The 12,976-nt window shown below is 68.5% G+C and carries 9 protein-coding genes; all 9 read left to right on the forward strand.

Going from position 1 to position 12,976, the window contains the following annotated elements:
- The first annotated feature begins 955 nt into the window (after positions 1-955).
- Positions 956-2,320: an aspartate aminotransferase family protein gene (locus AC1PME_RS07820; protein ID WP_481097800.1), complete on the forward strand. Its 1,365-nt coding sequence runs from the start codon at positions 956-958 to the stop codon at positions 2,318-2,320.
- 91 nt (positions 2,321-2,411) lie between these two features.
- On the forward strand, positions 2,412-3,533 hold the full coding sequence (locus tag AC1PME_RS07825; RefSeq protein WP_254461051.1) for a polyamine ABC transporter substrate-binding protein: 1,122 nt from the start codon (positions 2,412-2,414) through the stop codon (positions 3,531-3,533).
- A 793-nt stretch (positions 3,534-4,326) separates the two neighbouring features.
- Positions 4,327-5,250: an IS110 family transposase gene (locus tag AC1PME_RS07830; protein ID WP_254460678.1), complete on the forward strand. Its 924-nt coding sequence runs from the start codon at positions 4,327-4,329 to the stop codon at positions 5,248-5,250.
- Between the two features lie 250 nt (positions 5,251-5,500).
- A complete protein-coding gene (locus AC1PME_RS07835) occupies positions 5,501-6,754 on the forward strand; it encodes an HlyD family secretion protein (RefSeq protein ID WP_481097801.1) in 1,254 nt (417 codons plus the stop codon).
- Positions 6,751-8,328 (forward strand): DHA2 family efflux MFS transporter permease subunit, encoded by a 1,578-nt coding sequence (locus AC1PME_RS07840; RefSeq protein ID WP_481097802.1) that lies wholly within the window; start codon positions 6,751-6,753, stop codon positions 8,326-8,328. The genes AC1PME_RS07835 and AC1PME_RS07840 overlap by 4 nt, the downstream gene beginning before the upstream one ends.
- A 7-nt stretch (positions 8,329-8,335) precedes the next feature.
- Positions 8,336-9,844, forward strand: a complete 1,509-nt coding sequence (locus AC1PME_RS07845; protein ID WP_481097803.1) for an efflux transporter outer membrane subunit — start codon at positions 8,336-8,338, stop codon at positions 9,842-9,844.
- Positions 9,845-9,977: 133 nt separating this feature from the next.
- Complete coding sequence (locus AC1PME_RS07850; protein ID WP_254461055.1) at positions 9,978-11,120, forward strand: ABC transporter ATP-binding protein; 1,143 nt, start codon at positions 9,978-9,980, stop codon at positions 11,118-11,120.
- 83 nt (positions 11,121-11,203) lie between these two features.
- Entirely contained in the window at positions 11,204-12,079 is an 876-nt protein-coding gene (locus AC1PME_RS07855; protein WP_430544004.1) for an ABC transporter permease subunit, read from the forward strand.
- A complete protein-coding gene (locus AC1PME_RS07860) occupies positions 12,076-12,927 on the forward strand; it encodes an ABC transporter permease subunit (protein ID WP_481097804.1) in 852 nt (283 codons plus the stop codon). The genes AC1PME_RS07855 and AC1PME_RS07860 overlap by 4 nt, the downstream gene beginning before the upstream one ends.
- Positions 12,928-12,976: the final 49 nt, after the last annotated feature.

Consider the following 12,976-nt stretch of genomic DNA (forward strand, 5'->3'; position numbering starts at 1 on the left):
CGCTAGCCAGCCAGAACATCGACGTTGCCGTTGCCGTTGCCGTTGCTGTTGCTGTTGTTGTTGCTGTTGCTGTTGCTCCTGACGTTGCTCTTGCTCCGGACGTTGATGTTGCTTTTGCCTTACCGGGTTCCCTTCCGAAGCGGCGAACCAGGCGGGAAAAACCCGAAGGGCGGCGCACATGGATGTGCGCCGTCCGCGGCAGGGGCAGGGCTCGCCGGAAAAAGGCGAAGCACTGCTTCGCCCCGGCGGGCGGGCTGGCGCCGCGAGGCGACTGCCCCGGACTTGGCTGCGGAGCAGCCAAGCCCCTTCCGCGGATCCCGTCTGGTTCGCGGACCCGGAGCGCGCAGCGCGGAGGGCGCGTAGGCAGGGCGCGCTTTCTTTTGGTTACTTTTCTTTGCGCGAGCAAAGAAAAGTAACTCGCCCGTTAGGGCGAAAGCCTTTGCTGTTGCTTCAAGTTTGCGTGTTAGGCGAGAAGATCTGTAGGAGCGGCGTTAGCCGCGACAGGGACAATGGACTCTCGCTGTCGCGGCTAAAGCCGCTCCTATGATCCAGCGGTCGCTGCCACATCAGCTAGAGCAAGAGCAAAGCTTTCGCCTTGCGGCGAGTTACTTTTCTTTGCTTGTGCAAAGAAAAGTAACCAAAAGAAAGCACACCCTGCCTCGCGCCCTCCGCGCTAGCGCGCTCCGGGTCCGCGTCCATGCCGGGGATTCGCGGAAGGGGCATCCTGCCCCTGCCGCGGACGGCGCACATCCATGTGCGCCGCCCCTTCGGGGTTTTTCCCCGGGCTGGCCGCCGCTTCGGAAGGGAACCCGGTAAGTCAAAAGCAACAACAACAGCAACGGCAAGAACAACAGCAACAGCGACGGCAAGAACAACAGCAACAGAAACTGCAACAGAAACTGCAACTGCAAAGCACGGCCGCGGCGGCGGCCTTGGTATCGACATTGGAGTGGACATGGACCGGATCGACACGCGCGCCCTGCAGGACCTGGATGCCGCGCACCACCTGCACCCGTTCAACGACAACGGCGCCCTGGCGCAGAAAGGCACCCGCATCCTCACCCGTGGCGACGGCGCCTACGTCTGGGACGCCGACGGCAACCAGTTGCTCGACGCCTTCGCCGGCCTGTGGTGCGTCAACGTCGGCTACGGGCGCAAGGAACTCGGCCAGGCCGCCGCGCGGCAGATGGAACAGCTCGCGTACTACAACAGCTTCTTCCAGTGCACCACCGAACCCACCATCCGTCTGGCCGCCAAGCTCGCCGAACTGACGCCCGGCGACCTCGACCATGCGTTCTTTACCAACTCCGGCTCCGAGGCCAACGACACCATCCTGCGCCTGGTGCGGCACTTCTGGGCGATGCAGGACCAGCCGCAGAAGACCATCTTCATTGGCCGCCACGACGGCTACCACGGCACCACCATGGCCGGCGCCAGCCTCGGCGGGATGAAGGGCATGCACCGCCAGGGCGGCTTGCCGATCCCGGACATCCACCACATCGATCCGCCATACCCGTTCGGCGACGGTGCCGACCTGGACCCCGAGGAATACGGCCTGCTGGCCGCGCGGCGGCTGGAGGACAAGATCCTGGAGCTGGGGCCGGAGCGGGTGGCCGCGTTCATCGGCGAACCGATCATGGGCGCGATCGGCGTGTACATCCCGCCGCGCAGCTACTGGCCGGAGATCGAACGCATCTGCCGCCGCTACGACGTGCTGCTGGTCGCCGACGAGGTGATCTGCGGCTTCGGCCGCACCGGCGAATGGTTCGGATCGCAACACTTCGGCTTCCAGCCGGACGTGATGACCATCGCCAAGGGCATCACCTCCGGCTACATCCCGCTCGGCGCGGCGATGTTCGGCACGCGCGTGGCCACGGTGCTGAAGGAGCAGGGCGGCGAACTGGCGCATGGCGGCACCTATTCCGGCCACCCGGTGTGCGCGGCGGTGGCGCTGGAAAATCTGCGCCTGCTGCAGGACGAGGGCATCGTCGCACGCGCGCGCAGCGAGATCGCGCCGTACCTGGCGCAGCGCTGGGCCGAGCTGGGCGAGCACCGGCTGGTCGGCGAGGCGCGCATCGTCGGCATGATCGGCGCGCTCGAGCTGGTGCCGGACAAGCCGCGCCGGCACTACTTCCCCGAGCGCGGCAAGGTCGGCGCGCTGTGCCGCGACAACGCGCTGCGCCGCGGCCTGATCCTGCGCGCCACCAATGACGCGATGCTGCTGTCGCCGCCGCTGATCCTCAGCCGCGCCCAGGTCGACGAACTGTTCGACAAGGCCTGGTTGGCGCTGGAGGACACGGCGCAGGCGCTGGGCAAATAGCCCGGGGCTGGGTAGTCTGGAGCCTCTCTCTTCCGGATCCGGCGCGCCGCGCGGATCCTTCCGACCCTACATGGACCTGCGGAGACCTGCCATGACCCTGCGACTGCTCACCCTATCCCTGGCCACGGTGCTGCTCGCCGGTTGCGGCGGCTCCGGCAGCGACGCAGGCAAGTCGGGGCAGGAAGAGGCGAAGGTCCTCAATGTGTACAACTACTCGGACTACATCGCCGAGAACACGATTCCCGAGTTCGAGAAGCAGACCGGTATCAAGGTCACCTATGACGTGTTCGACAGCGACGAGATGGTGGAGACCAAGCTGCTGGCCGGCGGCAGCGGCTACGACGTGGTGGTGCCGACGCTGAACTTCTTCGGCCGGCAGATCCAGGCCGGTGTGTTCCTGCCGCTGGACAAGAGCAAGATCCCCAACCTGGCCAATCTCGATCCGCAGATCATGCAGCGCATCGCCCAGCAGGATCCGGGCAACAAGTACGGCGTGCCGTACATGGTCGGCACCACCGGCATCGGCTACAACGTGGACAAGGTCAAGGCCGCGTTCGGCAGCACCGACATCGCCAATAGCTGGGACCTGGTGTTCAAGCCGGAGAACCTGGCCAAGCTCAAGGACTGCGGCGTGACCCTGCTGGATACGCCGTCGGACCTGATCCCGATCGCGCTGCACTACCTGGGCGAGGATCCGCACAGCACCGATCCGGCCAAGATCGAGCAGGCCGCGGCGCTGATCAAGCGCATCCGCCCGTACGTGCAGAACTTCCACTCCTCGCAGTACGTGACCTCGCTGGCCAACGGCAGCACCTGCCTGGCGGTGGGCTGGTCGGGCGACATCATCCAGGCGCGCGACCGCGCCGAGGAAGCCAAGAACGGCGTGCACGTGGCCTATTCGATTCCCAAGGAGGGCGCGCCGCAGTGGTTCGACATGCTGGCCATCCCCAAGGACGCCAAGCATCCGGAGAACGCCTATGCGTTCATCAACTACCTGCTGACGCCGAAGGTGGCCGCGGCCAATACCGACTTCATCCACTACGCCAACCCGGTGCCGAAGGCGACCCCGCTGGTGGACGCGGCGATCCGCAACGACCCCACCATCTATCCGCCGCCGGAAGTGGCCGCGAAAATGTTCACCTATTCGATCAACCCGCCCGAAGTGGACAAGCTGTACACCCGCCTGTGGACGGAGATCAAGACCGGCCGTTGAGCCGCTGGCGATCGCGGTCCCGGGAGATGCCCTGGTGTTGACCCGGGCAGGCAGCACACCGCGCTGGTCCCCAGCACGGCCAGGGTGAGCGCATGCGCCCGTTGTGGGAGGGACTTCAGTCCCGACTGCATGCAGCCCGACGCACACGGCGTCTTCGCGCTTCGCGACGAAGGCCGCCGCTAATACGCTTCCCTGCCGCAGCTTGGCAAGCCACGTTGCCCGTAGGAGCGGCTTCAGCCGCGACAGCCTTCCCGGTAAGGCCCGTCGCGGCTGAAGCCGCTCCCACAGGGGCAGCGTCCATTCGGCTTGATCGTGGCGAACGCAGGTGATGGAAGCTGCCCTGAGGTCGCTCCCGCAACGCCCACCAGCGCGCGCGGGGCGCGCGCGGCCAAGCAGTCGCGGTTGTTATGCGACAGGGACAAAGCCCTCTCTCACCCACGTCGACCAGGCAAGCGCATGCGCCCCTTGTGGGAGGGACTTCAGTCCCGACGGCATGCAGCCCGACGCGCACGGCGTCTTGCTCTTCGCGACGAAGGCCGCCGCTAACACGCCCTCCTGCCGCAGCTTGGCAAGCCGCTTGTGTCAAATGAGGGTCTATCGTTGTAGGTGAGAGCGGAGTGCGGCAGGCCGTTTAGCCGCAGTGCCAGCAAGCACGAGTAGGAGTCAGCGCCGCCGCACCCCGTATCTCCTGCCTCATCAGCCCGAACAGTTGCCCGAGTCGCGAGCTCGAACTCCACAAGCATGGGCATCGGCAGGAGTGCTCTCGTTCCTGAGTCTACTGCGGAGAACGTCTATGCGGCGCTATGTCGGGATCGATGTATCCAAGGCCGAACTGGTCATTCATGTCCTGCCGGACGAGCAGGCCTGGACCCAACCCAATACGCCACAGGGGCAGCGTGTGCTGGCCCAACGCCTGGTGGAGCTGGGCTGCGAGCGGATCTTGCTGGAAGCCAGTGGCGGCTACGAACATGCCGTGCTGCGGGTGCTCCGAGAGGCGGCCCTGCCGGCAGTGCGGATGGCCGCCGATCGTCCGCGCAAGCTAGCCCAAGCCTTGGGCCTGCAGGCCAAGACCGACGCCCTGGACGCGCGCCTGCTGGCCATCGCCGCCCAGCACATCCCGACCACGCCCACGACCGTGGTGCCCGAGCACCAGCAGTCTCTTCGCGAACTGTTGGACCTGCGTGCCACCCTGGTGGGCCAGCGCGATGCCCATCGGCGGCGCCTGGAACACATCACCAGCGCCAAGGTGCAACACCGCTGCCGAGAGGTGATCGCCCTGCTGAACCAGCAGATCCAGACATTGACGCAGGAGATCGAGCAGCAGGGCAAGACCTGCTCGAGCTTGCCCAAGGTACCTGGGCTCGGCACGATCCTGCGCGCAGTGCTGGCCGCGCGGTTGCCAGAGCTGGGCACGCTGCCGCCACGCAAGCTCGCCGCCCTGGTCGGGCTGGCCCCGTTCAATCACGACAGCGGCTGCTGGAAAGGCCAACGTCGCATCAAAGGCGGCCGTGCCGACGTGCGAGGCGTGCTGTACATGGCCACCTGGGCCAGCATCCGCGCCAAATCCCCCTTGGCCAACACCTACGCGCGCTTGCGCGCGGCCGGCAAGCCGGCCAAGGTCGCCATCGTCGCCTGCATGCACAAGTTCCTGCGCTGGCTCAATGCCATCGCGCGCGATCAGGCACCGTACGCTCCTCCGGTTATCGCTGGGGCATGACAGTTGACTCCTACATGCGCGTTTCCTACGGTGATGCGCGCCCCCCGATGTCGCTCCCGACAAGCCCTCGCGCCTGGTGCTGAACCATGCGCGCCGCCGGCCTGTGGCATCCGCACGCCCCTCGCCACGCCATGCTCACACATCCTGTACTCGCCGGTACAAACAATGCGCCGTTCCGGCGTACGCTACCGTTTGGTGCTGTCGCCATCCCGACCCGGCGACGTTCTTCCTCTCCCCAGGAACCAGCGACTTGAGCAACCACGACCCAGACTCCTCGCAGGCGCCGCGGCAGGGCGCCGCGCACGACCCCCAGGCCGACCAGGGCCAGGCCGGCAGGCGCCGGGACGACGCGGGCGGCAACGCCGCCGGCAAGTCCGACACCCCGTCGCCGCTGAAGAACCCCAAGGTCAAATGGACCCTGCTGCTGATCGGCCTGCTGGTGGCGATCGGCCTGGTGGTGTGGCTGATCTACTACCTCAGCACCGGCCGCTACCTGCAGGAGACCAACAACGCCTACCTGCAGGCCGACACGGTCGCGGTGGCGCCACGGGTCAATGGCTACGTGACCGCGGTGTACGTGCGCGACAACCAGGCCGTCGCCGCCGGGCAGCCGCTGCTGGAGATCGACCCGCGCACCTACCGCGCCACCCTGGAGCAGGCGCAGGCCGCGATCGCGGTGCGCCAGGCCGACATCGCTGCCGCCGAGGCCGGGTTGCAGGCGCAGCGCGCCAGCCTGCTGCAGGCGCGCACCCAGGTCACCGCCGCCGCCGCCAGCCTGCGCTTCGCGCAGGGCGAGGCCAGGCGCTTCGGGCCGCTGGCCGCCTCCGGCGCCGACACCCACGAACACTACGAAAGCATCGTCCACGATCGCGACCGCGCGCAGGCGCAGTTCGACGCGGCCAAGGCCCAGGTCGCCGCCGCCGAGAGCCAGGTGCAGGGCACCGCGGCCAAGCTCGACCAGGCGCGCGCCGGCCTGGCGCAGGCGCAGGCCGACGCCGCGCAGGCGCAGGTGGCGGTGGAGGACACCCGCCTGACCGCGCGCATCGCCGGCCGCATCGGCGACAAGACCGTGCAGGTCGGCCAGTTCGTCGCCGCCGGCACCCGGCTGATGAGCGTGGTGCCGGTGGACGCGCTGTACCTGAGCGCCAACTTCAAGGAAACCCAGGTCGGGCTGATGCGGCCGGGGCAGCCGGCGCGGATCGAGGTCGATGCGCTGTCCGGGGTGGAACTGGACGGCGTGGTCGAGAGCATCGCCCCCGGCACCGGTTCGCAATTCGCGCTGCTGCCGCCGGAGAACGCCACCGGTAACTTCACCAAGGTGGTGCAGCGGGTGCCGGTGCGGATCCGGATCAAGGCCGGCGCCGAGGCGCGCAAGGTGCTGGTGCCGGGCATGTCGGTGACGGTGACCGTCGATACGCGCAGCGCCAAGGACGCCAAGGAACGCGTGGAGGAAGAGGACGTGCAGGGCCAGGATGCGGTCGCCCCGCGTGGGCGCAACCCGTGAGCGAAGCGGCCGCGGCGGCGGGCGCGCAGGCGCCGCGCAAGGCCGACACCGGCGCCTGGCTGGCGGTGGCCGCCGGCACCATCGGCTCGTTCATGGCCACGCTGGACATCTCCATCGTCAACGCCGCGCTGCCGACCATCCAGGGCGAGGTCGGCGCCAGCGGCACCGAGGGCACCTGGATCTCGACCTCCTACCTGGTCGCCGAGATCGTGATGATCCCACTGACCGGCTGGTTCGTGCGCACCCTGGGGCTGCGCAACTTCCTGCTGATCTGCGCGCTGCTGTTCACCTTCTTCTCGGTGGTGTGCGGGCTGTCGAACAGCCTGACCATGATGATCCTCGGCCGCGTCGGCCAGGGCTTCGCCGGCGGCGCGCTGATCCCGACCGCGCTGACCATCGTCGCCACGCGCCTGCCGCCGGCGCAGCAGACCCTGGGCACGGCGCTGTTCGGCATGACCGTGATCCTGGGGCCGGTGATCGGGCCGCTGCTGGGCGGCTGGCTGACCGAGAACGTGAGCTGGCACTACGCGTTCTTCCTCAACGTGCCGGTCTGCGCCGGCCTGGTGGCGCTGCTGCTGCTCGGGCTGCCGCACGAGCGCATGTACCTGCGCGGGCTGCTCGACGCCGACTGGCTCGGCATCTTCGGCCTGACCGCGGGACTGGGCGCGCTGACCGTGGTGCTGGAGGAGGGCCAGCGCGAGCGCTGGTTCGAGTCCACCGAGATCGTCCTGCTGAGCGTGGTCTCGCTGGTCGGCTTCGTCGCCCTGGTGGCCTCGCAGTTCGTCAGCCGGCAACCGGTGATCCGCCTGTCGATCCTGCTGCAGCGCAGCTTCGGCGCGGTGTTCGTGATGGTGATGGCCGTGGGCATGATCCTGTTCGGGGTCATGTACATGATTCCGCAGTTCCTGGCGGTGATCTCCGGCTACAACACCGAGCAGTCCGGCTACGTGGTGCTGCTGTCGGGCATTCCCACGGTGCTGCTGATGCCGATGATGCCCAAGCTGCTGACCACGGTGGACGTGCGCGTGCTGGTGCTCGGCGGGCTGACCTGCTTCGCCAGCGCCTGCTTCGTCAACATCCACCTGACCGCCGAGTCGGTGGGCATGCATTTCGTCGCCGGGCAGCTGCTGCAGGGCTGCGGGCTGGCGCTGGCGCTGATGTCGCTGAACCAAGCGGCGATCTCCTCGGTGCCGCCGGACCTGGCCGGCGACGCCTCGGGCCTGTTCAACGCCGCGCGCAACATGGGCGGCTCGATCGGCCTGGCGCTGATCTCCACCTTCCAGGAGCGGCGCATGGTGTTCCACACGCAGATGCTCGGCAGCGGCACCACCGCCAATTCGCCGCTGGCGCAGGACTACCTGCACGGCATCGCCGCCCAGCTGCAGTCGGCGTCCGGCGCCGGCGCGGCGATGCAGTCGCTGGCGCAACTGGCGCGGCTGGTGCAGCAGCAGGCGCTGGTGATGACCTACAACGATCTGTTCTGGATCTTCGGGGTGATCGTGGTGTGCACGATCCCGCTGGCGTTCCTGCTCAAGCCGCTGCCCAAGGGCGGCGCTCCGCTCGCGATGCATTGAGGATTCCATGGCCCAGCGTTTCTCCCGCGTTCTCGTCGCCGCCGCGCTGCCGTCGCTGCTGTCGGCCTGCATGCTCGGCCCGGACTACGTGAAGCCGCCGCCGGTGGCCGAGGCGGCGCTGGCGCAGCCGCGGCTGCACCGCGCCGATGCCACGGCCGCCGCCGCCGGGGTGGTGCCGGCCCCGCCGCCGCAGCGCTGGTGGGACACCTTGCAGGACCCGCAGTTGACCCTGCTGGTCGAGCAGGCCCTGCAGCACAGCCCCAACCTGCGCGTGGCGCAGGCGCGCCTGCGCGCCTCGCGCGCCCTGGTCGACCAGCGCCATGCCGAACAGTTGCCCAGCGTCGGCGCCAATGCCGCCTACCTCAACGCCAGGCTGCCCGATGCGCTGGCCGATCGCGTGGGCAGCATCGCCGCCGGCACCGGCCAGCCGGTGGAGATCAATCCGCGCACGCAGCTCTACAACGTCGGCCTCGATGCCAGCTGGGAACTGGATTTCTTCGGCCGCCGCCGCCGCGCCAGCGAAGGCGCGCTGGCCGACGCCCAGGCCGACGAGGCCGACCTGGCCGATACCCAGGTGCAGATCGCCGCGGAAGTGGGGCAGGCCTATCTGGGCTATCGCAGCACCCGTGCGCGCATGGCCGTCGCCCAGCGCAACCTGGAGGCCGCCCGGCAGACCCTGGCGCTGACCCGCCAGCGCCGCGCGCGCGGCGCCGATGCCGACCTGCAGGTGGAACGCGCACAGGCGCAGCTGCAGCAGCAGGAAGCGGTGCTGCCCGACCTGCAGGCGCAGGCGCAGGTGGCGCTGGACCAACTGGCGCTGATGATCGGCCGCGCGCCCGGCGCGCTCGATGCCGAGCTGGCCGCGGACCGGCCGTTGCCGACGCTGCCGGCGCGCGTGCCGGTGGATGATGCCGGCGCGCTGATCCGCCGGCGCCCCGACGTGCGCCGCGCCGAGCGCCAACTGGCCGCCTCGTCGGCGCAGATCGGCGAAGCGCTGAGCGCCTATTTCCCGCAAGTGCGGCTGCTCGGCAACATCGGCATGGCCGCGACCTCGCCGGGCGATCTCGGCCGCGATGCGGTCAACAGCGTGGTGGCGCCGTTCCTGCAATGGTCGCTGTTCGACTTCGGCGCCACCCGCGCCAAGGTCGAACAGGCCCGCGCCGGCAATGCCGCGCGCCTGGCCGCCTACGAGGGCACGGTGCTGGCCGCGCTGCAGGACGCCAACGGCGCACTGGCGCGGTTCGGCGCCGCGCGCCAGCAGGCGCTGGCCGCGGACAAGGCCGCGGCCTCGGCGGATCGGTCCGCTGCGCTGCTGCAGCAACGCTACGCCGCCGGCGCGTCCTCGCTGATCGATGCGCTGGACGTGCAGCGCCAGCAGGCCTCGGCCCAGGACAGCGCGCTGCAGGCGCACACCCAGGTTCTGCTGCGCTACGTGGCGTTGCAGAAGAGCCTGGGCCTGGGCTGGGCGGCGCCGCCGGCAGCGGCGTCCGCGCCAACGCCAGCCACGACGCAGTGAGCGCGCTGCTTTTACCAATCCCCATTCCCGACTCCCGAATCCCACGCCGTCACGGCTACACTGAGCTTCACCGCGCCGCGGTCGCCTGGGCATCGGCGTTCCGCACGACGGCGTGTTTCACGGGGAATCACCGATGGCGTTGAGCGAAGCGAGAACCGACCATCTGCCGGCGCCGCCGCCGGTCAAGGGCGGCGGCTATGTGTCCATCGCCGGCCTGCGCAAGGAGTTCGACGGCTTCGTCGCGCTGGACGACATCGACCTGGACATCGGCCAGGGCGAGATCTTCGCGCTGCTCGGCGGCTCCGGCAGCGGCAAATCCACGCTGCTGCGTTGCCTGGGCGGGTTCGAGCAGCCCAGCCGCGGCCGCATCGTGCTCGACGGCCAGGCGCTGGACGGGCTGCCGCCGTATCGGCGCCCGCTCAACATGATGTTCCAGTCCTATGCGCTGTTCCCGCACATGAGCGTGGAGCAGAACATCGCCTTCGGCCTGAAGCAGGATGGGCTGTCGCGCGCGGCCATCGCCAGCCGCGTCGGCGAGATGCTGGAGCTGGTGCGGCTGGGCACGCTCGGCAAGCGCAAGCCGCACCAGCTTTCCGGCGGCCAGCAACAGCGCGTGGCGCTGGCGCGCTCGCTGGCCAAGCGGCCCAAACTGCTGCTGCTGGACGAGCCGATGGGCGCGCTGGACAAGAAGCTGCGCTCGCAGATGCAGCTGGAGCTGGTCTCCATCATCGAGACCTCGGGCGTGACCTGCGTGATGGTCACCCACGACCAGGAGGAGGCGATGACCATGGCCACGCGCATCGCGCTGATGGAGCATGGCCGCATCCGCCAGGTCGGCACCCCGGGCGACATCTACGAGTCGCCCAACAGCCGCTTCGTCGCCGAGTTCATCGGCTCGGTGAACATGTTCGAGGGCCGGATCGGCGAGGACCACCCGGACCACGTGACGGTGCTGTGCCCGCAATTCCCGGTGCCGATCTACATCAGCCACGGCATCACCGGCGTGGAAGGGCAGGACGTGGCGTTCGCGGTGCGTCCGGAAAAGGTCTGGATCACCAAGGACGAACCCGAACAGACCTACAACAAGGCGCGCGGCACCATCGAGGACATCGCCTATTTCGGCAGCCATTCGATCTTCCACGTGCGCCTGCCCAGCGGTATCCGGGTGCAGTCCAACTTCGCCAACCAGAAGCGCTGGGACAGCGAAGGCATGACCTGGGGCGATGCGGTCTGGGTGTCGTGGGACGACAACGACGGCGTGGTGCTGACCGCATGAGCGCGCCCGTCGTGCCGGTGCCGTCGGAACCGACGCCGCGGCTGCGCCTGCAGCAGCGCTTGCGCTTGCGTTCCCTGCCGGCGATGCGCTGGCTGGTGATCGCCGCGCCCTACCTGTGGCTGCTGCTGTTCTTCGCGATCCCGTTCCTGATCGTGCTGCGCATCTCCTTCTCCGAACAGGCGATCCGCAGTCCGCCGTACAGCGAACTGCTGGAGATCCGCGACGGCGTGCTGACGCTGAAGCTGACCCTGCAGAACTACCTGGCGCTGCTGCGCGACCACCAGTACATCGAGGCTTACTGGGGCTCGATCAAGATCGCCGGCATCTCCACCGCGCTGACCCTGCTGATCGGCTACCCGATGGCCTACGCGATCGCGCGGCTGTCGCCGTCGGCGCGCAATATCGCGATGATGCTGGTGGTGCTGCCGTCGTGGACCTCGTTCCTGATCCGCGTCTACGCCTGGATCGGCATCCTCGACAGCAACGGCGTGCTCAACCGCGCGCTGCTGGCATTGGGCCTGATCGATGCGCCGCTGCACATCCTGTACACCCCGGTCGCCGCCTACATCGGCATCGTCTACTGCTACCTGCCGTTCATGGTGCTGCCGCTGTACGCGACCCTGGTCAAGCTCGACCAGCGCCTGCTCGAGGCCGCCTACGATCTCGGCGCGCCGCCGTGGAAGGCGTTCCTGACCGTGACCCTGCCGCTGTCGCGGCCGGGCATCGTCGCCGGCTGCATGCTGGTGATGATCCCGGCGGTGGGCGAGTTCGTGATCCCGGAGATGCTCGGCGGCCCGGACACGCTGATGATCGGCCGGGTGCTGTGGGGCGAATTCTTCAACAACCGCGACTGGCCGACCGCCTCGGCGGTGGCGATCGCGATGCTGGCATTGTTGATGGTGCCGATCCTGATCTTCAACCGCTACCAGCAGCGCCAGCTCGAAGGCGGGCAGGCATGAGCGGCGTGCGCGGCGGCATGGGCACGGTGCTGCGCTGGGCGGTGCTGGGCGCCGGCTTCGCCTTCCTGTACCTGCCGATCCTGCTGTTGATGGTGTATTCGTTCAACGCCTCCAAGCTGGCGACGGTGTGGGCCGGGTTCTCCACCAAGTGGTACGGCGAGTTGCTGCGCGACCGGCAGATCCTGCAGGCGGCGTGGATCAGCCTGAAGGTGGCGTTCTGGACGGCCACCGCGTCGATGGTGATCGGCACGCTGGCGGCGATGGCGATGACCCGCTTCCGGCGTTTTCCCAGCAAGAGCCTGTTCGGCGCGCTGGTGACCGCGCCGCTGGTGATGCCGGAGGTGATCATCGGCCTGTCGATCATGATGATGCTGGTGTCGATGGGCGGCGTGCTCGGCATTCCGCCCAAGGGCGTGATGGCGATCTGGGCGGCGCACGTCACCTTCACCCTGTCCTTCGTCACCGTGGTGGTGTCCTCGCGCCTGCAGGAGCTGGACCGCTCGCTGGAGGAGGCGGCGATGGACCTGGGCGCCAACCGGCTCAAGGTGTTCTTCCTGATCACCGTGCCGATCATCGCCCCGGCGCTGGTGTCGGGCTGGCTGCTGGCGTTCACCCTGTCGCTGGACGACGTGGTGATCGCCAACTTCGTCGCCGGCCCGGATTCGACCACGCTGCCGATGACCGTGTTCTCCTCGGTGCGCATGGGCCTGAAGCCCAAGATCAACGCGCTGGCCACCCTGATGGTGCTGGCGGTGTCGATCGCCGCCGTCGTCGGCTGGTGGTTGATGGCGCGCAGCGAGAAGCGGCGCCAGCGCGACATGCAGCTGGCGCAGCAGCAGGCGGGCTAGGGCGCTGCTCGATGTAGGAGCGGCTTCAGCCGCGACCGGCCTCTTTCGA

Source organism: Xanthomonas sp. NCPPB 901, assembly GCF_056725085.1.

Bases quoted from the DNA above. Each gene is read 5' to 3' on its own strand.
- AC1PME_RS07830 (WP_254460678.1), top strand. From the start codon at position 4,327: ATGCGGCGCTATGTCGGGATCGATGTATCCAAGGCCGAACTGGTCATT.
- AC1PME_RS07845 (WP_481097803.1), top strand. From the start codon at position 8,336: ATGGCCCAGCGTTTCTCCCGCGTTCTCGTCGCCGCCGCGCTGCCGTCG.
- AC1PME_RS07825 (WP_254461051.1), top strand. From the start codon at position 2,412: ATGACCCTGCGACTGCTCACCCTATCCCTGGCCACGGTGCTGCTCGCC.
- AC1PME_RS07855 (WP_430544004.1), top strand. From the start codon at position 11,204: ATGCGCTGGCTGGTGATCGCCGCGCCCTACCTGTGGCTGCTGCTGTTC.
- AC1PME_RS07860 (WP_481097804.1), top strand. From the start codon at position 12,076: ATGAGCGGCGTGCGCGGCGGCATGGGCACGGTGCTGCGCTGGGCGGTG.
- AC1PME_RS07820 (WP_481097800.1), top strand. From the start codon at position 956: ATGGACCGGATCGACACGCGCGCCCTGCAGGACCTGGATGCCGCGCAC.
- AC1PME_RS07850 (WP_254461055.1), top strand. From the start codon at position 9,978: ATGGCGTTGAGCGAAGCGAGAACCGACCATCTGCCGGCGCCGCCGCCG.